This window comes from Pseudomonadota bacterium, from assembly GCA_041395565.1.
Classification (GTDB): domain Bacteria; phylum Pseudomonadota; class Gammaproteobacteria; order UBA9214; family UBA9214; genus UBA9214.
Window position 1 is genome coordinate 328,304 of the sequence record JAWLAI010000007.1, and the last position, 20,577, is coordinate 348,880.

17 protein-coding genes and 1 other RNA gene are annotated in these 20,577 nt (G+C 67.5%); 4 read left to right on the forward strand and 14 right to left on the reverse strand.

All coding sequences use genetic code 11. The annotated features are described in order from the left end of the window. Positions 1–22: 22 nt before the first annotated feature. The 6 genes from rsfS to leuS all read right to left on the reverse strand — a co-directional run bounded on the left by rsfS (position 23) and on the right by leuS (position 6,485). A complete protein-coding gene (rsfS, locus tag R3F42_13395; GenBank protein MEZ5543018.1) occupies positions 23–418 on the reverse strand; it encodes a ribosome silencing factor in 396 nt (131 codons plus the stop codon). Next, positions 419–1,054, reverse strand: coding sequence for a nicotinate-nucleotide adenylyltransferase (gene nadD, locus R3F42_13400; GenBank protein ID MEZ5543019.1), 636 nt, complete (start codon positions 1,052–1,054; stop codon positions 419–421). It abuts the gene before it with no gap. Between the two features lie 67 nt (positions 1,055–1,121). After that, positions 1,122–2,405 carry a glutamate-5-semialdehyde dehydrogenase gene (locus R3F42_13405; protein MEZ5543020.1) on the reverse strand — a complete coding sequence of 428 codons (1,284 nt, stop codon included), beginning with the start codon at positions 2,403–2,405 and terminating at the stop codon, positions 1,122–1,124. 12 nt (positions 2,406–2,417) lie between these two features. Further along, a complete protein-coding gene (holA, locus tag R3F42_13410) occupies positions 2,418–3,461 on the reverse strand; it encodes a DNA polymerase III subunit delta (protein ID MEZ5543021.1) in 1,044 nt (347 codons plus the stop codon). 10 nt (positions 3,462–3,471) lie between these two features. Then, a complete protein-coding gene (locus tag R3F42_13415) occupies positions 3,472–4,032 on the reverse strand; it encodes a hypothetical protein (protein MEZ5543022.1) in 561 nt (186 codons plus the stop codon). Further along, entirely contained in the window at positions 4,032–6,485 is a 2,454-nt protein-coding gene (gene leuS, locus R3F42_13420; protein MEZ5543023.1) for a leucine--tRNA ligase, read from the reverse strand. Before leuS ends, R3F42_13415 begins: the two co-directional genes overlap by 1 nt. Before the next feature lie 136 nt (positions 6,486–6,621). On the opposite strand from leuS, the gene R3F42_13425 reads away from it, so the two are divergent. Continuing rightward, positions 6,622–7,155: a zinc ribbon-containing protein gene (locus R3F42_13425; GenBank protein MEZ5543024.1), complete on the forward strand. Its 534-nt coding sequence runs from the start codon at positions 6,622–6,624 to the stop codon at positions 7,153–7,155. Then, positions 7,148–7,540, forward strand: coding sequence for a Dabb family protein (locus tag R3F42_13430; GenBank protein MEZ5543025.1), 393 nt, complete (start codon positions 7,148–7,150; stop codon positions 7,538–7,540). Before R3F42_13425 ends, R3F42_13430 begins: the two co-directional genes overlap by 8 nt. A gap of 327 nt (positions 7,541–7,867) precedes the next feature. Here the strand turns inward: R3F42_13430 and lnt are convergent, their stop codons facing one another. From lnt to R3F42_13465, 7 genes are all read right to left on the reverse strand, one after another. Next, positions 7,868–9,364, reverse strand: a complete 1,497-nt coding sequence (lnt, locus tag R3F42_13435; GenBank protein MEZ5543026.1) for an apolipoprotein N-acyltransferase — start codon at positions 9,362–9,364, stop codon at positions 7,868–7,870. Between the two features lie 126 nt (positions 9,365–9,490). Beyond that, complete coding sequence (locus R3F42_13440) at positions 9,491–10,372, reverse strand: transporter associated domain-containing protein (GenBank protein MEZ5543027.1); 882 nt, start codon at positions 10,370–10,372, stop codon at positions 9,491–9,493. A 118-nt stretch (positions 10,373–10,490) separates the two neighbouring features. After that, positions 10,491–10,970, reverse strand: a complete 480-nt coding sequence (gene ybeY, locus R3F42_13445; protein MEZ5543028.1) for an rRNA maturation RNase YbeY — start codon at positions 10,968–10,970, stop codon at positions 10,491–10,493. Between the two features lie 5 nt (positions 10,971–10,975). After that, positions 10,976–11,959, reverse strand: coding sequence for a PhoH family protein (locus R3F42_13450; protein MEZ5543029.1), 984 nt, complete (start codon positions 11,957–11,959; stop codon positions 10,976–10,978). Continuing rightward, positions 11,956–13,326: a tRNA (N6-isopentenyl adenosine(37)-C2)-methylthiotransferase MiaB gene (gene miaB / locus R3F42_13455; protein MEZ5543030.1), complete on the reverse strand. Its 1,371-nt coding sequence runs from the start codon at positions 13,324–13,326 to the stop codon at positions 11,956–11,958. The genes R3F42_13450 and miaB overlap by 4 nt, the downstream gene beginning before the upstream one ends. 142 nt (positions 13,327–13,468) lie before the next feature. Then, positions 13,469–13,821, reverse strand: an RNA gene (gene rnpB, locus R3F42_13460) — RNase P RNA component class A. A 56-nt stretch (positions 13,822–13,877) separates the two neighbouring features. Continuing rightward, complete coding sequence (locus tag R3F42_13465; GenBank protein MEZ5543031.1) at positions 13,878–14,366, reverse strand: tetratricopeptide repeat protein; 489 nt, start codon at positions 14,364–14,366, stop codon at positions 13,878–13,880. Between the two features lie 191 nt (positions 14,367–14,557). Here R3F42_13465 and ppc point away from each other — a divergent pair, with 191 nt between their 5' ends. Further along, on the forward strand, positions 14,558–17,398 hold the full coding sequence (ppc, locus tag R3F42_13470; protein MEZ5543032.1) for a phosphoenolpyruvate carboxylase: 2,841 nt from the start codon (positions 14,558–14,560) through the stop codon (positions 17,396–17,398). A gap of 82 nt (positions 17,399–17,480) precedes the next feature. After that, positions 17,481–18,812 carry a response regulator gene (locus R3F42_13475; GenBank protein ID MEZ5543033.1) on the forward strand — a complete coding sequence of 444 codons (1,332 nt, stop codon included), beginning with the start codon at positions 17,481–17,483 and terminating at the stop codon, positions 18,810–18,812. A gap of 242 nt (positions 18,813–19,054) precedes the next feature. Here the strand turns inward: R3F42_13475 and R3F42_13480 are convergent. Continuing rightward, positions 19,055–20,577: choice-of-anchor Q domain-containing protein (locus R3F42_13480; GenBank protein MEZ5543034.1), on the reverse strand; the 1,523-nt coding region annotated here is incomplete at its 5' end.

A 20,577-nucleotide genomic window follows, 5' to 3' on the forward strand; every position in this document is an offset into this window, starting at 1 on the left:
CCAGCGACCGGACCGGTAACGCTCAGCGTTCGCGCTCCGCGGCGCTGCGCTGCTCGCCGCCGACGGACCACAGCTTCTCCAGCGCATAGAAGGCACGCACCTCCGGCATCATCACGTGCACCACCACATCGCCGAGATCGATCAGGATCCACTCCGCCCCCTTCTCGCCTTCCACGCCCAGCGCTCGTACGCCGATCTGCTTCGCCTCCAGCGCGACATGATCGGCCACGGCCTTGACATGTCGGGTGGAGGTACCGCTGGCGATGACCATGATGTCGGTGATCGAGGTCATTTCGCGCACGTCGATGACGCGGATGTCGACCGCCTTCATGTCCTCCAGCGCGCGCAAGGTGACCGCGAGCAGGTGCTGCGTACGTTGTTCCGGATCCTGTTGCCGTGTCTCTGTCTCTCTGTCCATTCAAACGCCTGCCGTGTACAAGTCCTGTTTCCGGATGAGCCGCAGCACGCCGTCCGGCATGAGGAAGTCCGCCGCCGCACGGCGCGCCAGCAGCGCCCGGATGCGGGTACCCGATATCTCCAGCTGGGTCACTTCCTGGAAATACAACAACCCCGCTGCCTGACTGCGCAGCGCATCCGCATCCGGCACCCGGTGCAGCCCGATGAAGTCGCCGAGTTCGCCGTGCTCCGGAAACACCGCGCCCGGTCGCGTCATCACCACGATGTGGCAGTACTCGATCAGCTCATGCCAGCGGTGCCAGGTGGTCAGACCGCGAAAGGCATCCATACCGAGGAGCAGGCACAGGTCCCGGCCCCTGCTGTCAGCACGCAGCGACTGCAACGTGTCCAGGGTATAGGACGGACCCTCCCGCTCCAGTTCGCGCCGGTCGATCACGAAGCCGTCATGCCCGGCGATCGCCGCCTCCAGCATGGCCAGCCGCAGCTGTGCCGAGGCGATCGGCTGCGGCCGGTGCGGTGGCTGATGGCAGGGTATCAGGCGGATCTCGTCCAGTCCGAGCGCCTCGCGCACATCCAGCGCCGGGCGCAGGTGGCCGTAATGCACCGGATCGAAGGTGCCGCCGAGGATGCCGATCATGCCCGTGACGCCCCGCTGCTGCGCGCGCCCGGCGTCTGCGGCTGGTGTACGACTGCGCGCGGCTGCATCAGGTGCGGATGTGCCCGTCGCCGATGACGATGAATTTCAGCGTGGTCAGGCCTTCCAGCCCGACCGGGCCGCGCGCGTGCAGCTTGTCGGTGCTGATGCCGATCTCGGCGCCGAGCCCGTACTCGAAGCCGTCCGCAAAGCGGCTCGAGGCGTTGACCATGACCGAGCTGGAATCCACCTCGCGCAGGAAACGCTGCGCGCGCCCCAGCGACTCGGTGATGATCGCGTCGGTGTGGTTGGAGCCGTGGGCTGCGATATGCTCGATGGCGGCGTCGAGGCCGTCGACCACGCGTATCGCCAGGATCGGCGCCAGGTATTCCTCGTCCCAGTCGGCTGCCGTGGCGGCGTTGATATCGGGCAGCACGGCCCGGGTGCGATCGCAGCCGCGCAGCTCGACGCCGGCCTGGCGGTACTGTTCGGCCAGCGGGGGCAGTACACGCGCCGCGATCTCACGGTCCACCAGCAGGGTCTCCATGGTGTTGCAGGTACCGTAGCGCTGGGTCTTGGCGTTGTAGGCGACCCTGATCGCCTTGTCCAGATCGGCAGCGGCATCGATGTAGGTGTGGCATACCCCGTGCAGATGCTTGATCACCGGCACGCGCGCCTCGGCGCTGATACGCTCGATCAGCCCCTTGCCACCGCGCGGCACGATCACGTCCACGTATTCCTGCATCCGGATCAGCTCGCCGACCGCGGCCCGGTCGGTGGTCTCCACCACCTGCACCGCTTCGGCCGGCAGGCCGGCCTCGGCCAGCCCTGCCTGGATGCAGCGCGCGATCGCCTGGTTGGAATGCATGGCCTCCGACCCGCCACGCAGGATGGCGGCATTGCCGGCCTTGAGACACAGCCCGGCGGCATCCGCCGTGACGTTGGGACGCGATTCGTAAATGATGCCGATCACCCCGAGCGGCACGCGCATGCGCCCGACTTGGATACCGGACGGACGGTACTTCATGTCGCTGATGCTGCCGACCGGGTCTGGCAGCAGCGCGATCTCGCGCAATCCCTCCGCCATGGCGGCGATGCGCGCGGCGTTGAGTGCCAGGCGGTCGAGCAGCGCGGCGTCCAGCCCGTGTGCACGCCCGGCCTCGAGATCCTGCGCATTTGCGGCCTGCAGGGCGGCGCTCGCCGCCTCGATGGCCCCGGCAATGGCAAGCAGCGCGGCATCCTTGTGCCCGGTTTCCGCCCGACTCATGGCGCGCGCCGCGGCACGTGCGCGCTGCCCGACCGTGCGCATGTAACCGCCGACGTCGAAGCCCATGGTTTCTGCCTTAGCACTCATGCTTGGATGCCTTCACCCTGCCTGTTCCAGTGGGGACGGACCGGCCAGCGCCGGCTGACCCGCCAGTTGCAGGATCAATTGTAACAGTTCGTCCCAGGGGTTGCCCGGGGCCCGGCCCTTGCAGACGCGGTCGACGGCGGCGCACTGCCGTAGCAGGCGCGCGCAGGCCGCTGCCGGCAGCCGCTGCAGGGCGCGCCCGACCAGGTCGCGCCGGTTGTTCCAGACCCGGTAGCGGGCCAATACCCCTCCCGGCGCCTGGCCCTGCCGCAGTTCCGCCGCCATGGCCGCGAGCTGGCGCAGTTCCCGGGCCAGCGCCCACAGCACCACCGGCGGCGCGACGCCCTCGGCCTGCAGGCCGTTGAGCACGCGCACGCCGCGGGCCGCGTTGCCGGCCAGCGCGGCATCGACCAGGGTATAGACATCGAAACGGGCGTGATCCGCCACCAGACCCGTAACGGCCGCGGCATCGACGGGGCCGGCACCGCGCAGCAGGTAGAGCTTGTCGATCTCCTGTACGCAGGCCAGCAGGTTGCCCTCCACCCGTTCGGCCAGCAGCTGCACGGCCTCGTCAGCGGGCTGCAGGCCGCGCCGGCGCATGCGTGCGCGCACCCAGGCGTTGAGCTCCTGCGGCGCGAGTGGCCACACGAACACCAGCGCGCCGGCCTGCTCCAGGGCCTGCACCCACTTGCTCTTGCGTGCGGCCGGATCGAGCTTGCCCGCGGTCACCAGCAGCAGGGTATCCTCCGGCGGCCGCGCCGCGAATTCCCGCAATGCGGCCGCCCCGGCGTCCCCGGGCTTGCCGGACGGCAGGCGCAGGTCGATGATGCGGCGTTCCGCGAACAGCGACAGGTTGCCGGCCTCGGTCAGCAGGCTGTTCCAGTCGAAGCCGGCCTGCACGGTCAGCACCTCGCGTTCCGTGTAGCCCCGCGCGCGCGCCGCCGCGCGCACCGCGTCGGCCGCCTCCAGCACCCGCAGCGGTTCGTCGCCGCTGATGCAATACACGGGCAGCAGGGTCTGCTGCAGGTGGGTCTCGAGCTGTTCGGGCTTGAGCTGCACCGCGCCGATCTCAGCGTGCCGCGGCGGCGATGCGCAGCATGGCCATACCGACCAGGTTTTCCTGCAGGGTCGCCCGCACCACCTGTTCCTCGCGCTGCTTGCCGAGGACATCGGTGCTGCTGAAAATGTAATCGCGGCTCAGCGCCACGCTCTGCTCGGGCACCACCGTGGTTCCGTCCGCCGCCGTCACCGCGAAGCGGATGGTCTGGCGCAGCTCGTATTCCAGCACGTTGCCGTGTATATCGACCGACAGCACGTCCTTGTCGGTGCGGTCCTCGATGATCTGCAGCAGCGCCGTGGCCAGGTGCGCGCGGTCGGTCACCTTGACGCCGCGCAGGCGCAGGGCCGCGCTGAAATCGTCGGCCAGCGTCCCGAACGGCCGGATGCCCTGGATATGGGTCACCGCCATGGCCGGCGGCAGGTCGGCGCTGCCGCGCAGGTGAAAGCCGCAGCCGGCCAGCAGCACGGCCACGAGCAGCAGCAGGATAAACGGGGACAGACGACGGTTTCCGCCCGCTGGTATGGCGGAAGCGATGCAGCCTGCCCGGGAAAGGTGGTCTGTCCCCATCATCAGACGACGATGTTCACCAGCTTGCCCGGTACCAGGATGAGCTTCTTCACCGGCTGCCCGCCGATGTGACGCGCGACGTTCTCCTCGGCCAGCGCGGCGCGCTCGATCTGCTCCCGGTCGGCATCCGCGGCCACCTCGATGGTGCCGCGCAGCTTACCTTTGACCTGTACCGCCAGCGTCACCGTGTCCTGCACCAGCGCCTGCGCGTCGACCGCCGGCCAGCGGCAGTCGACCACTGCCGTGGCGTGACCGAGCGCATGCCAGAGCGTATGGGTGATGTGCGGCACGATCGGCGACAGCATCAGCACCACGCATTCCAGCGCCTCCTGCAGTACCGCCCGGTCCTGGTCGCACCCCGGCTCGAAACGCCCGATTTCGTTCAGCAGCTCCATGTTGGCGGCCACCGCGGTGTTGAAGGTGTAGCGCCGGCCGATGTCGTCGTCGACCTTGGCCAGCGTCGCGTGTACGCGCTGGCGCAGCTGCTTCTGTGCCCCGCTCAGCGCGGCCTTGTCCAGCGCCGGCGCGGCGCCGGCCGCGACGTGCGTATGCACCTGCTTCCACAGCCGCTTGAGGAAGCGCGCGGCGCCCTCCACCCCTGAATCCGCCCATTCCAGTGACTGGTCGGGCGGTGCCGCGAACATGGTGAACAGGCGGACGGTATCGGCGCCGTAGCGGTCGATCAGCCCCTGCGGGTCGACGGTGTTGCCCTTGGACTTGGACATCTTCGAACCGTCCTTCAGCACCATGCCCTGGGTGAGCAGGCGCGTGAACGGTTCGGCGGGCGCGAGCAGCCCCTCGTCGCGCATGAGCTTGTTGAAGAAACGCGCGTACAGCAGGTGCAGCACGGCATGCTCGATGCCGCCGATGTACTGGTCCACCGGCAGCCAGTAGTCGACGCGCCCGTCCAGCATCTGCCGCTCCTGGTCGGCACAGGCGTAGCGTGCGTAGTACCAGGACGACTCGAAGAAGGTGTCGAAGGTATCGGTCTCGCGCTCGGCCGGGCCGCCGCAGGCGGGACAGACGGTGTCGATGAAGTCATGCATCTTCTTCAACGGCGAGCCGGTCGCATCGACGGTCACGTCGGTCGGCAGCACGACCGGCAGGTCGGCCTCCGGCACCGGCTGTGCGCCGCATTTTTCGCAGTTGATGATCGGGATCGGACAGCCCCAGTAGCGCTGGCGCGACACACCCCAGTCACGCAGGCGGTAGTTCACCCGGCGCGCGCCCTTGCCCGCGGCGACCAGCCAGTTCGCGATCGACTCGCATGCCTGCGCGGAACTCAGCCCGCTGAAGCGTCCGGAATTCTGCAGGATGCCCTTATCGGTGAACGCGGCCCGGCTGAGATCGGCCGCCTGGTCGCGGTGCGCCGGGCAGATGACCTGGCGGATGGGCAGACCGTTCTGTTGCGCGAACTCGTAGTCGCGCTGGTCGTGCGCCGGCACTGCCATCACCGCGCCGTGGCCGTACTCCATCAGTACGAAGTTGGCGGCCCACACCGGCACGCGGTCGCCGGTGACCGGGTGGATGGCCCTGAACCCGGTGTCGACGCCCTTCTTTTCCAGGGTCGCCATGTCGGCCTCGGCCACACGGGTATTGCGGCATTCGTCGACGAAGGCCGCGAGCGCGGGGTTGCCGGCCGCCGCCTCCGCCGCGAGCGGGTGCTCCGGCGCCACCGCCACGTAGGTCACGCCCATCAGCGTGTCCGGACGCGTGGTGTAAATCGGCAGCGTTGCATCCCGGCCGTCGATGCCGAAGATCATCTCCACGCCTTCCGAGCGGCCGATCCAGTTGCGCTGCATGGTGACCACCTGCTCCGGCCAGCCGCTAAGCTGGTCGAGGTCGGCGAGCAGTTCGTCGGCGTAGTGCGTGATCTTCATGAACCACTGCGGGATCTCGCGGCGTTCCACCAGCGCGCCGGAGCGCCAGCCGCGGCCGTCGATCACCTGCTCGTTGGCCAGCACGGTCTGGTCGACCGGGTCCCAGTTGACGAGCGCGGTTTTCTTGTAGACCAGGTCCTTGCGGAACAGCCGCGTGAAGAACCACTGCTCCCAGCGGTAGTAGTCCGGGTCGCAGGTCGCCAGCTCGCGCTCCCAGTCATAGCCGAAACCGAGCAGCTTGAGCTGGTTGCGCATGTAATCGATGTTTTCATACGTCCATTGCGCCGGCGGCACCCCGTTCTGGATGGCGGCGTTCTCCGCCGGCAAGCCGAAGGCATCCCAGCCCATGGGCTGCAGGACGTTCTTGCCCTGCATGCGCTGGTAACGACTGATCACGTCGCCGATGGTGTAGTTGCGCACGTGGCCCATGTGCAGGCGCCCGCTCGGGTAGGGGAACATGGACAGGCAGAAATACTTTTCCCGCGCCGGATCCTCGACCGCCCGGAAAGTCCCATGCTGTTCCCAGAAGGCGCGGGCCTCGGCCTCGATCTGTTCGGGGTGGTAGGTTTCTTCCATGGGGCTGAATCGCTTGAAAATCGGAGCCCGAAGAATACCGTAGCAGCGACGCCCCCCACAACACGGCGGGCGGTTTTTCCTGCAGGCTGCGCGCGCTTTGGTACACTTGACGCATCGGCACACACGGGATACCGGCATGAAGGACGAACACACCACACGCGAGCGCTGGCACGCCGCCTACGACAAGATGATGGCACGGGTCAGGACGGCCCTCGAAGAGGCCGAGGAAAACACCCGGCCCAAGGTCAGCGCTTTCATCGACAAGGCCCGGGACACCGCGGTCGAACTCGAGGAGCTGACCCGCGACGAGGCCGAGCGGGTCGCCTACTACCTCAGGCGCGATCTCGAGGACGCCGGCCGGCACCTGGCCGAGACCGGCCACGAGCTGGGCGACTGGCTGCGCTTCGACGTGCACCAGATCGAGGACCGCCTGCTCGAGATTTTCGCCTCGGTCGCCGACCGCACGCGGCTCGAGATGCTGCAGTTCGAGCAGGAGGTCGACGAGGGCCTGGCCTGGCACGCGGGCGAGGTCACCGGACCCGGTTCGCTGACCTGCGATGCCTGCGGCGCCGTGACCCGCTTCAGCGCCACCGGCACGATCCCGCCCTGCGCGAACTGCGGGCACACGGTGTTTCACCGCCCGCCGCCGCAGGCGCCTGCGGATGATTGAACCGGTCCGGCGCAGCCGCGCCCTGGCACGGCTGTGCGCCCTGCTGCTGGTTTGCCTGGCAGTATGGGCGCGGGCGGACGGCGGCATCGAGCATGTCGTCATCATCTGGCTGAACGACACCGGCAACACCGCGCACCGTGCCCGCGTCCTGGAAGCCAGCCGGGTGCTTGCGGGCATCCCCGGCGTGACCGCCGTCAGGGGCGGCACGGTCGCAGCCAGTGCACGCCCCAGCGTCGACGACAGCTTCGACGTCGGCCTGGTCATCAGCCTGACGGATCGCGCCGCACTGGATGCCTACCTGGTGCACCCGCAGCACCTGCAGCTCGTAAACGAAACGCTGCGACCGCTGGTCAGGCGCATCCTGGTCTACGACCTGCACCGGTGAACACCGGGGCTGTCCACACCCGCCACGCGCCGAGACGCAGCGGCGAACGGCAACGATTTCACGCCACAGCGCACTGCGGGAATCATTTACCCGCCACTCGAACTTTGCCGGTAATGCATACAACCATCCGCAATGCAGCGGTGCTTGGACCGGGTCCTGTATTGCCTGGTACTGAGCAATCCTTGCGCCAGGACCAAGACACGGCGGCAGTAACGGGAAATTAGCCGGAGCGCTCCGCGTTCTCGGTGGCATCGGTATTGGGCTGAGCGCCTTTGCGTCTCGGCGCGAGACAAAGCCGTGCGCGGGAGTCCGCGCGGACGCCACCGCCTAGCGCGTGCGCCGCCCGGAGATGCCGGCACCCAGCAGCACGAGCACACACAGCGTCACGAGCGGCCAGTTGCCGAAACGCACGAACGGCGTCGTTCCCTGCATGGGCACCACGCTGCCGTGCACCACGGCCTGGCGAAACTGCGGGCTGCGCGCCACGACACGGCCCTGCGGGTCGATGATGGCCGAGATACCGGTATTCGTCGCGCGCAGCAGGGCACGTCCGGTCTCCAGCGCACGCACCCGCGCGATCTCCAGATGCTGGTGCGGCGCCAGCGAGTCGCCGAACCAGCCGTCGTTGCTGACGTTGACCAGCATGGCCGCCGCGGGCACGCTGGCGGCGATCAGCCGGCCGAATGCCACCTCGAAGCAGATCGAGGTACCCACCGGATAACCTGCGGCCTGGAGCAGCGGCTGGCCGGCCCGGCCCGGCGTGAAATCCGCATTCGGCACCGCCAGCGCATCGAGTGTATCCCCGATCAGCCAGCGCAGCGGCAGGTATTCCCCGAACGCGACCAGGTGCTGCTTGTAATACAGCGCCGGGACAGCCGCGAGCGCGAGGATCGCGTTGTAGTACTGCCAGGTATTCCGATCCAGCACCGGGATACCGGTCAGCAGCGCGGTGTGCAGCGGCGCCAGGCGCTCGGCCAGCGCCGGCAGGTAATCCTGCTCGACCTCGTGGTAGAACGCCGGGATCGCGGTCTCCGGCCATACCACCAGGTCGCTGGGCTCGGCCTCGAGGGTCAGCCTGGCGTACAGGACCAGCGTCGATTCCAGGTTCTCCGGCAGCCACTTCTGCTCCTGCGCCACGTTGCCCTGGATCAGGTTTACCGTGAGCGCCGCGCCACGCGGCTGGACCCACTCGACCCGCTGCAGCAGCCAGCCCCCGCCCCAGAGCGCGACCAGCAGCAGCGCCGGCAGCAGGCGCCGGCGCGTGGCCGGCAGCGCCACCAGCAGCCCGGCCGACAGCGCCGTCAGCGCGCCGGCGCCGTATTCGCCGAGCAAGGGCAGATAGCCGGCCAGCGGGCCGTCGACCTGACTGGCCCCGAGATTCAGCCAGGGGAAGCCGGTGAACAGCCAGCCACGCAGCCATTCCGCCAGCACCCAGCCGGCGGGCATGACACCGACCAGCACGCGCCAGCCCCGGCCCGGCAGGTACCGCCGCAACAGATAGCCGAGCAGTGCCGGGAACAGCGCCAGCACCAGGATGAACAGCGCCGCAACCAGCGCCGCGACCGGTGCGGCGACATGACCGTAGGTATGGACACTGACATACACCCAGGAGACGCCACAGCCAAAGTAGCCGATCCCGAACAGCGCGCCCTGGACACCGGCCACTGACGGGTCGGCGTTGCGCCAGCCGTGAAACAGGCCGGCCAGTGCCAGCACCGCGAGGGGGTACCAGCCGACGGGGGCGAAGGCGAGCACGGCGGCCGCCCCGCTGACGAGCGGCAGCAGGTAGCGGTGCAGGCGGGTCGGGAGCGCGCGGGCTGTCACGTTGCGGTGCGAAACGCTAGGACGGTACGCAAACACAGGGCAGCGGGGCTGTTGCCAGCCGGGGTGACGGCTGCCCGTGCCGCTCCCGGCCCGGGTGGGCGTCCTGGCACCCGCAGCTGGCGCAGGTCACAGATCGACGTCCTGTGCCTCCGGCTGGTTCTCGACTGCCCTGGGCAGCACGGTCAGCTGCAGCATGTGCACGCGCCGGTTGTCCGCGCGCAATACCTTGAACAGCAGGTTGTCGATAACGGTACGCTCGCCGCGCTTGGGCAGATGCCCGAGCTGGTGCACGACCAGCCCGCCGATGGTGTCGAATTCCTCGTCGGAGAATGTGGTGCCGAAATATTCGTTGAAGTCCTCGATCGGTGTCAGCGCCTTGATGGTGTAATGCACCTCGCTGTGGCGCCGGATGGTGTAGTCCTCCTCGACATCGTGCTCGTCCTCGATCTCGCCGACGATCTGTTCCAGCACGTCCTCGATGGTGACCATGCCGGCCACCCCGCCATACTCGTCGACCACGATTGCCATGTGATTACGGCTCGCGCGGAACTCTTTCAGCAGGACATTGAGGCGCTTGCTCTCCGGCACGAACACGGCCGGGCGCAGGATATCGCGCAGGTTCAGCCGGCCCTCGCCCCCGCCCGTATAGGGCAGCATATCCTTGGCCAGCAGCACGCCGACCACCTCGTCACGGGAGTCGCCGATGACCGGAAACCGCGAATGGCCCGATTCGGTGATGACGCGCAACAGCACGTCCGGGCTCGCATCACGCTCCAGGAACACCACCTGGGAACGCGGGATCATGATGTCGCGCACCTGCATCTCGCCCACCTGCAGCACCCCTTCCAGCATGGCGAGCGCGTCCATGTCGATCAGGTGACGGCGCTGCGCGGCACGCAGAAACTCGACGAGTTGTTCGAGAGTGGTGGGTTCCCGCAGGAACAGCTGCTGCAGTCCGGCCAGCCATCCAGGCGCGGCGGGACCGCTGGGAGGTCGATCTTTATTCATTATTTCAATTTGTTACAGAGTTTATTTGATCAGCGTCTCAGGTCTTGCCTGACCACGAGGGTGATCGGCAGCGCCACTATATCGGGATTGCCCGCCGCAATACAGCACCCGGGCGCATTTACCCGGCGGGCAGCACGTCCTGCCAGGGATCCGGGAAACCCAGTTGGCCGAGCAGCTCGCTCTCGCGCCCCTCCATGCGCGCCGCATCGGCCGGATCGTGGTGATCGTAGCCGAGCAGGTGGAGGACGCCATGCAGCACCAGATGCGCCCAGTGGGCGGCAGGCGCCCGACCCTGGGTCGCGGCCTCGGCAGCCGCCACCGGCGCACAGATGACGACATCGCCGATGAGGTCGGACGGTACGCCGGGAAAACCCTCGTACGGAAAGGACAACACATTGGTGGGTCCGTCCTTGCCGCGGTAACGCCGGTTGAGCGCCGTGATCTCCGCGGTATCGACGATACGTACCACCAGTTCGGCCGGCCGGTCGCGCTCCGCGAGCGCCAGCGTGGCCCAGCGCCGGATCTCGGTCGCGGCGGGTACGCCGGGCGCCTGCACCGCGTACTGGACAGCGATAGCGTGGGAGCGCGCCGACGGCATGGGGGTCAGTTCTTGCCCGACAGGCGTTCGTAATCCTCGTAGGCAGAAATGACGCGCTGCACCAGCGGATGCCGCACCACATCCTGCGAGGAGAAGAAGCTGAAGCTGATGCCCGGGCAGTCCTTGAGCACATCGATCACCTGGCGCAGCCCGGATTCGGTGTGCTTGGGCAGGTCGACCTGGGTGATGTCGCCGGTCACTACTGCGGTGGAACCGAAACCGATGCGCGTGAGGAACATCTTCATCTGCTCGACCGTGGTGTTCTGCCCCTCGTCGAGGATGATGAAGGCATCGTTGAGACTGCGGCCGCGCATGAAGGCCAGGGGCGCCACCTCGATCACGCCGCGTTCGATCAGCTTCGCGACCTTGTCGATGCCGAGCATCTCGTAGAGCGCGTCGTACAACGGCCGCAGGTAGGGATCGACCTTCTGGGTCATGTCGCCAGGCAGGAAACCGAGCCGTTCACCGGCTTCCACCGCCGGCCGCACCAGCACCAGCCGGCTGACCCTCTCCTGCTCGAGCGCCGCCACGGCGCAGGCCACCGCGAGGTAGGTCTTGCCGGTGCCGGCCGGCCCGATACCGAAATTGAGATCGTTGGCGAGGATGCTGCGCAGGTAGTGTTTCTGGTTGCGACTGCGCGGCGTGATGACACCGCCCGGCGTCTTGATCGCGATCGCGGCGCTGTCCGGCTCGGAGACTGCAGGCTGCGCCGCGTGCTCGGCACTCTCCTGCAGGTAGAGGTGGATCTTGCCCGGCGTGAGCGGCGCTTTCGCGGTTTCGTGATACAGGTTGGCGAGCACCTCGCCGGCGCGGCGCACGGCGCCCGCATCGCCGATGATGCGGAAGCGGTTGCCGCGGTTGTTTATTTCCACGCCCAGACGTTGCTCGAGCTGGCGCAGGTGGCTGTCGAACTGACCGCAGAGCGCGGCCAGGCGTTCGTTGTCGGCGGGTTCCAGGGTGAGATCGCTGGATTGGACGTCGGCGTTCAAGAGACCCTCAGGTTCGACATGGTATTACCCCCCTCATCGGCCGCTGTGACGAATTCTCCACGCAGGGAATTCGGCAGGGCCTCGGTGATGCGGATGGTAACGAACCGGCCGAGGCAGTCTGCCGGCGCCTTGAAGTTCACCACGCGGTTGTTTTCGGTGCGGCCGCTGAGCCAGGCGGGATCCTTGCGCGAGGGTTTTTCCACCAGCACGCGCTGCAGGCTACCGACCATGCCGGCGCTGATCGCCGCGGCCTGCGCGCCGATGCACTGCTGCAGCCGCGCCAGGCGCGCCTTCTTGACCGCGAGCGGCACGTCGTCGGGCAGCTCGGCCGCCGGGGTGCCGGGGCGTCGGCTGTAGATGAAACTGAACGAATGATCGAAACCGACCGCCTCGATGAGCGCCATGGTCTGTTCGAAATCCGCGTCCGTCTCTCCCGGGAAGCCGACGATGAAATCGGACGAGATGCTGATGTCCGCTCGCGCCGCGCGCAGGCGCCGGATGATGGCCCGGTATTCCAGCGCGGTGTGTTTGCGTTTCATCAGCGCCAGGATGCGGTCGGATCCGGACTGCACCGGCAGGTGCAGGTGGCCGACCAGCTGCGGGACCTCGGCATAGGCAGCGATCAGGCGGTCGCTCATCTCGAGCGGATGCGAGGTGGTGTAGCGGATCCGCCCGATGCCGTCGATGGCGGCAAGCCAGGAAATCAGCAGCGCCAGGTCGGCGCTCCCGCCGTCGTGCAGCGCGCCGCGGTAGGCGTTGACGTTCTGCCCGAGCAGCGTCACCTCGCGCACGCCCTGCGCGGCCAGCTCCGCCGCCTCGGCGATGACGTCGTCGAACGGCCGGCTGACCTCCTCGCCCCGGGTATACGGAACCACGCAGAAGCTGCAGTACTTGCTGCAGCCTTCCATGACGGAGACGAAGGCCGTCGGACCGTCGGCGCGCGGCGCCGGCAGCGCGTCGAATTTCTCGATCTCGGGGAAGCTGACATCGATGACCGGCCGCTGCGCACGGCGCGCGGTATCCAGCAGCGCCGGCAGGCGGTGCAGCGTCTGCGGTCCGAATACGATGTCGACATACGGGGCGCGCGCGCGGATCGCCTCCCCCTCCTGGCTGGCCACGCAGCCACCCACGCCGATCACCAGGTGCGGCCGCGCCGCCTTGAGCTCCTTCCAGCGCCCCAGCTCGGAGAAGACCTTTTCCTGCGCCTTTTCGCGAATGGAACAGGTGTTCATCAGCAGCACGTCCGCCGCTTCCGGGTCCTGAGTGAGCTCCAGGCGATGGGAGGCCGCCAGTACCTCCGCCATCTTCGCGGAGTCGTACTCGTTCATCTGGCAACCATGGGTCTTGATGTAGAGCTTGCCTGACATCCTGCCTGAAAAATAGTCGCTATCTAACTGGAATATATTGATTTATTAATGGGGATCATGCCGGACACCCCACGCGCACCTAACATTAACCGCAAGCGGGCCGGGAACGCAAAGAAAACCGCACGGATCCGCGGCCGGAAAGGAGTGGAGTCGGCCGATAAGCCGGGTTCTGTCGCGGACAGCCATTCATCTGGACACTGCGTCACCGCAGGTCTCGAGCAACCTACCCGGGAGCCGTACGGGCCGCACGCTCGCTCCCCTATTTGGTCTTGCTCCAGGTGGGGTTTACCCTGCCACGCCTGTTGCCAGGCGCGCGGTGCGCTCTTACCGCACCTTTTCACCCTTACCGGCGCCGCCCGTTCCAGGCGCAGCCGGCGGTATATTTTCTGTGGCACTTTCCATGGACTCGCGCCCTCCAGGTGTTACCTGGCACCTTGCCCTGTGGAGCCCGGACTTTCCTCCCCGCTGACGCGGAGCGACTGTCTGGCCGACTCCTGCCCCCGAGTATAGAGGTCGGCGGGCCGCCGCACTACCCGCACCATCCGGGGGCATCATTCCGCCCGGGCGCCGCGCACGCGCTGCAGGATGCGGTTGAGCAGGCGGTTCAAGACATTGTCGCGGCGCAGTCCGGGTATGAGACTGCGGTTTTCTCCCAGTTCCAGTTCGCGCCGCAGGTGCAGCAGGCCGCGATGGCCCGGTTCGAGTACCAGGCCGCGCCGCAGCGCCGCGCGGGCGCTCTCCCGCTGTCCCAGCCGGTACTCGGCCAGGGCGAGGTTGTAGAAGACCTCGGGGTCGCGGGTCTCGCCGAGCGCCGCCTTGCGGCACAGCTTGATGCCGTTGCGGTCCCCCAGGCAGACCCGGCACAGGCCGTGAAACGAGGTATAGCGGTTCTGGTAGGTATCATCGATGGCCGCGCTCGCGTCGGCGGCACGGAAAAACACCAGCGCGCCCTCGTAGTCGTCGCCGCGAAAACACTTCAGGCCATCGACGAAGTCGTGGTGCAGCCCGCTCCGTCCGGCCACCGTTCCTGGCTCGCGCATGTGCTCCATACATCCCCCAATGTATGTTCCCTGGCGTTGACCGCGTTCATAGCGCGGCCATGTGCCTTTTTTGCGAAGGTTAAACCGTTTACGCGAAAACGCAAGCTGGCCGCGGCCCGCGCTAGCGGAAACCGGACCAGCCGGTATAATCGCAGGCCGGATAACGCAGCCGCGCCTGGACGTGGCATTTCATGCTCATGTCAAAAGCGCACTCGCCAGAATTCGAGCAGACCGGGGACAAGGAACTGCGCAGCCGCGTACGGCTGTTCGGCAACCTGCTCGGCGAAGTCCTCAGGGAACATGCGGGCGAACACATCCTCGATGCGGTGGAATCCCTGCGCAAGGGCTACATCCGGCTGCGCCGCGAGGAGAATCCACGCCTGCGCGCACGACTGACCCGCGACATCAGCGACCTCGATCCGGACACGCTGACCGACGTCATTCGCGCGTTCAACCTGTATTTCAGCCTGGCAAACATCGCCGAGGAGGCCTTCCAGCACCGCCAGCGCCGCCGGCTCACCCGGCGCCACCACGGCCTGGACTGGATTGGCTCGTTCCAGCGCACCCTGCAGGATTTCCGTACCGACGGCATCGGCCCGGCACAGCTGCAGCAGCTGCTCGACCAGGCACTGTACCTGCCGGTGTTCACCGCACATCCGACCGAGGCGATCCGCCGCACCGTGATGGCCTCGCTGCGCCGCATCTTCGTTACCAGCGAAAAACTCGACGATCTGCGGCTCGGGCGCGAGGAGCGCGAGGCGGTCGCGCAGGTCCTCAAGCAGCAGATCCAGGTCCTGTGGAAGACCGACGAGGTGCGGCTGCACAAGCCCACCGTGGAGGACGAGATCCGCAACGGGCTGTACTTTTTCCGCGAGAGCCTGTTCGCGGCGATCCCCAAGACCTACCGTTACCTGGAACAGGCCGCACAGCAAGTCTACGGCGGCCACCCGGCCGGCAGCGTCGTGCGGATCCCCGGCGGACTGATCCGCTTCGGCTCCTGGATCGGCGGCGACCGCGACGGCAACCCGTTCGTCAAGCCTGCCACCACGGTATTGGCCCTGCGGCTGCACATGCGCGAGGCCATCGCGACCTATGTCGATCACGTGGTCGACCTGGGACAGCGCCTGACCCAGTCGGCGCACCTGTGCAGCTTCGCCGCACCGTTCCTGGACAGCCTGCAGCGGGACGAGGCGCGCTATCCCGAGGTCTGTGGCGACTTTCCCGAGGGTTATCGCCACGAACTCTACCGCCGCAAGCTGTGCCTCATCCGGCATCGCCTGCAGTTCAACCTGGTGGACATCGATGCCCGCATCGCGCACCCGGACACCGAGCACACCGCCAGTACGGCCGCCTACGGCAACGAACAGGAATTCCTCGACGATCTGCTGCTCATCCGCGACTCGCTGGTGGCCGACGGTGACGCGAACGTGGCCGATGCCGAACTCAAGGACCTGATCCGGCTGGTCGAGACCTTCGGCTTCTTCCTCATGCACCTGGACATTCGCCAGGAGTCGACACGTCATACCGAGGCAGTGACCGAACTGCTGGGAATGCTGCAGCCCGGGACGGACTATGCCGGAATGGACGAAACGCGGCGTCAGCAGCTGCTCTGCACTGCGCTGGCCGCCCCGCCTCCGTTGCTCGATCGCGCCGGCCTGTCGGAGCACACCCGCGAGACCCTGGAGGTGTTCGACGTCATGCGCCGCATGCAGGCCGAAATCAGTCCGCGCGCGTTCGGCAACTACGTCATCTCCATGACCCACACCGCCAGCCACGTGCTGGAAGTGATGTACCTGGCCGGATTGACCGGGCTGGCCGGCCGGCGCGAGGGCGCGTGGTTCGCCGAGATCCGCATCAGCCCGCTGTTCGAGACCATCGACGACCTCGAGCACACCGAACAGGTCTTGTCCGAGCTGCTCGGCAACGCGACCTACCGGGAGCTGCTCAATGCCTCCGGGCACTGCCAGGAGATCATGCTGGGCTATTCCGACTCCTGCAAGGACGGCGGCATCCTCGCCTCCAACTGGAGCCTGTACGAGGCGCAGAAAAAGATCATCGCCATCTGCGACCGCTACAGCCTGCAGGTGCGCCTGTTCCACGGCCGCGGCGGCACCGTCGGCCGCGGCGGCGGCCCGACCCACGAGGCGATCCTCTCGCAACCGCCCGGCACGGTGCACGGCCAGATCAAGTTCACCGAGCAGGGCGAGGTGCTGCGCTACAAGTACAGCAACGCGGAAACCGCGGTCTACGAGCTCTCCATGGGCATCACCGGCCTGCTCAAGGCCAGCCGCGTGCTGATCGGGCCGGCGCCCGCGGACCGGCGCGACTACATGGGCATCATGGATGAGCTCGCCCGCAGCGGCGAAGACGTCTACCGCGATCTGATCGACGCCACCCCCGGGTTGTTCGACTACTTCTACGAGGTGACGCCGGTGACCGAGATCGGGCTGCTCAACATCGGCTCGCGCCCCTCGCACCGCAAGCAGCAGGATCGCTCCAAGACCTCGATCCGCGCCATACCCTGGGTCTTCGGCTGGGCGCAGTCGCGCCATACCCTGCCCGCCTGGTACGGACTGGGCAGCGCGCTGGAGGCCTGGCGCAACAACGACCCGGCGCGACTGGCCCGGCTGCAGGGGATGTACCAGGACTGGCCGTTCTTCCGCGCCCTGCTCAGCAACATCCAGATGGCGCTGTTCAAGGGCGAGATGAACATCGCCCACGAATACACCCGGCTCGCCGGCGATCAGGACATGGCGCAACGCATCTTCGCCAAGATCAGGGCAGAGTACGCCAAGACCATCCTGCAGGTGCTCCAGGTCAGCGGCGCCCATCACCTGCTCGAGGAAAACCCGTCGCTCGGGCTGTCGCTGTTCCGCCGCAACCCCTACCTCGACCCGCTCAACAACATCCAGGTCACCCTGCTGGCGCGCTACCGGGACGCCGGGCAGGACGAAGTGCAGCGCGAGCGCTGGCTGAAGCCCCTGCTGCGCTCGATCAACGCCATCGCCAGCGGTATGCGCAATACCGGCTGATAGCGCGCGGCGCGTCTCACACCGCCCGCCGCGATTGGGTTATAGTAGCCGGCACACAATCAGCCTCCGGAACCGCCATCGCATGGACAAACGCCTTGCTCTGGTCGTAGACGACTCCAAGACCGCGCGCGAAACCCTCAAGCGCATGCTGGACAAGCAAAACCTCGCCGTCGACACCCTGGAATCGGCCCAGGCCGCGCTGGACTACCTGAAAGACCGTACGCCTGACGTCATCTTCATGGACCACATGATGCCGGGCATGGACGGCTTTCAGGCCGTGGAGGCGATCAAGGGCAACCCGGACACCGCCACCATCCCGATCATGATGTACACCTCCAAGGAGGGCGACCTGTACGTCAGCCAGGCACGCGCCCTCGGCGCCATCGGCATCCTGCCCAAGCAGGTCGAACCGGCGGAGCTGTACGAGGTGCTGAACAAGCTCGGACTCGTGAAGGAGCGCCGCCGCCGCCCGCCCGAAGGCAACCGCGCCGTGCTGATGGACGACGCCCCGGAATTCGCGCTGTCGGCCGCGCGCGAGGAGATCAAGGAAATCGCGGACCAGGCCGCCCATGCCGTCAGCGGCACACAGCCCACCCACAGCCACCTCGGCGAATTGCTGGAAGCCTATCACCACGAGATGGTCGAACAGGTCCAGGCCCTGCGCACGACACTCGACGCCCAGCATACGCGCGCTGCCGGCCCGCGCGCGCAGCTGCTGGTACCGCTGGTGGTGCTGCTGATGCTGATCCCGCTCCTGTGGATCTATCATGACAGCAGTTCCGCCCGCGCCGAACTCGGCAACGCCAACCGCCGTATCAACGAGCTGCTGGCGGCACAGCAGGATTCCGCCAGCAGCGAACACAACGAGAGCGCCACCCTGCGGCGCGAACTGACCCAGCGCGAGGACGTGGCGCGCCGGCAGGCGCGGACCCTGTACGACAGCATCGCCTGGGCTATCAACCAGGGCGGCGCCTACGACGTCGGCGAGGAAACCTTCGGCGACCGGCGCCTGTCCCAGATACAGGAACTGGTGACCCGCCTCAAGGCACTCGGCTTCCACGGCACGGTGCAGCTGGCATCCCATCTCGGCCAGTTCTGCCTGAGCGGCAACGAGGTGGACGGTTACGTTCCGGCGCCGGACGCCACACCGGTTACCGAGTGCACCCTGATCGGCCATCCGCTGCAGCAGTTGCCGGCACCGGGCGAGCAGCAGTCGATCGCCTTCGCCAATTTTCTCGCCACGTCACCGCTCGTGAACAGCGGCGACATCCGCCTGGAAATCGAATCCTTCCAGTTCGAGCAACCGCGCATCCCCTACCCGCCGCAAAGCGACACCGTCACGGCCGCCGAGTGGAACCGCATCGCGGCGACCAACAACCGCGTCGACGTGAAACTGATACCGGATTCGGATTAGAGCCTATCTGACAATTCCCCGCGGCCGCGCCGACGCCGCGCAGGCCGAATGACCGGAACGTCTCAAGCCCGCGCCGGCGGGACGTGCCCTGCCGGTGGCAAGCGACCGGCACGCGGGCCCCTGCCTGCACACCGGGCCCGCCACCCGTGCCACCCACGCGCGACCTGCGGAACTGGCCCGGGTTCACACAGCAGCGTGCCCCTGCTGCAGGCAACAGGGGCACGCCCGGGTCCGCCAGCGGCTTACCGCCAGCCGAGGGTACGGCGCCGCAGCAGCCGGTAGCCGGCGGCAGCAGCCAGGAACAGCAGGAACATCGGGTCGTAGCCGCGGCCCGCTGCTGCCACGCAGCCGCCACCGCCGCCGCCGCCACCACCCCCGACCGCAGGCGCTTCCACCGCACCGATGTCGCAGGCGGTCACGCGGTCACCGTTGCCGTCGGTGCGGCGCGGGAATCCTGTGCCGCGCTGGTCGACATCGCCGTACAGCCCGACCAGGGTCAGGCAGACCGCATCGTCGCCCGCGTCGATGACCGGGCTGCCGCTGCCGATGGCGTGCGTCTCGGTCAGGCCGCCGTTGTCCTGCAGGACGCCCAGCAGGGCATCGGCATTGATCTGGTCCTGCAGGGTCGCGACGTCCAGGTCGCAGGTATCACCGTCCTCGAGATTGGAACCGGCCGATACCATGATGCCGGCCGCACACGCGCCACCGCCGCTGCAGCCGCAGTTGACCAGTTCCGGCAACGCCGGCGGCAGCGGCACCTTGCGGTTGTTCTGCAGCACCGTGTTGACGATATTGAAGACGCCCGGACCGAAGGCATTCAGACCGGCGCCGCCCCCGGGGGCATCGGTGGTGGCGACGTTATCCATGACGGTGACGTTACGCAGGTTTACCGTGCCATTGGTGGTGATGCCGCCACCGACATCGGTGGCGCTGTTGCCGCTCACCGTGCTGTTGTCCATGTCGATGGTGATACCCGCGCGCCCCGCGATCGCCCCGCCGCCGATGGCGCTGTTGCCGTTGATGGCGCTGCCGGCGATCGTGGTGGTGTGCGAGCCGGTGTCGAACAGGCCGCCGCCATTCTCCGCCGTATTGGGCTGGGTCAGCTCGGCAGGCGCCGCGGCATCGAACAGTTTGCCGACGGTGGTGTCGGTCATCGACATCACGGCATCGTTGTAGATGCCGCCGCCGTTGGCGTTACTGGTATTGCCGCTGACGATGGAGGTGGCGATGGTCGACGGCACGGCGCTGTAGACGCCACCGCCGTCGGCGCCGCTCCAGCTGCCGACGACGGCCACCCGGTTGAGCGTCACGTTATCGATGGTGAAGCCCGCCTCCTCGCCCGGCTTGCCGCCCGGGAACGGACCGCCCTGGCCGCCGCCACCAACCGGCGCGCCACCCGCGCCGTGCGTGGTCTCCTCGTACAGCACGACCGCGTAGCCGGCACCGAGGGCGATGGCACCGCCCATGCGGCGGAACTGCCAGATGGCGATACTGCCCGCGGTACTGTTCACCACCTCGATATCATAGGCATTGGTGTCGTTGACCGGATCGAGGTCGCCGGTGCCGGACGCGGCGGTCGGAATCAGACCCACCTCGCCGTTGCGCACCGCGAGATCCTGGATGACGACACTGGCGATATTGGCGCTCGCCCCGGCCGCGATCTGCACGTGGAAGATCCGGTCGCCGGTCAGCGGATCGCTGTCCGGCACGGCGGCGGCCCATTCGATCAGGGTCTGGTCGGTGCCGGCACCGGTGATGGTCACGT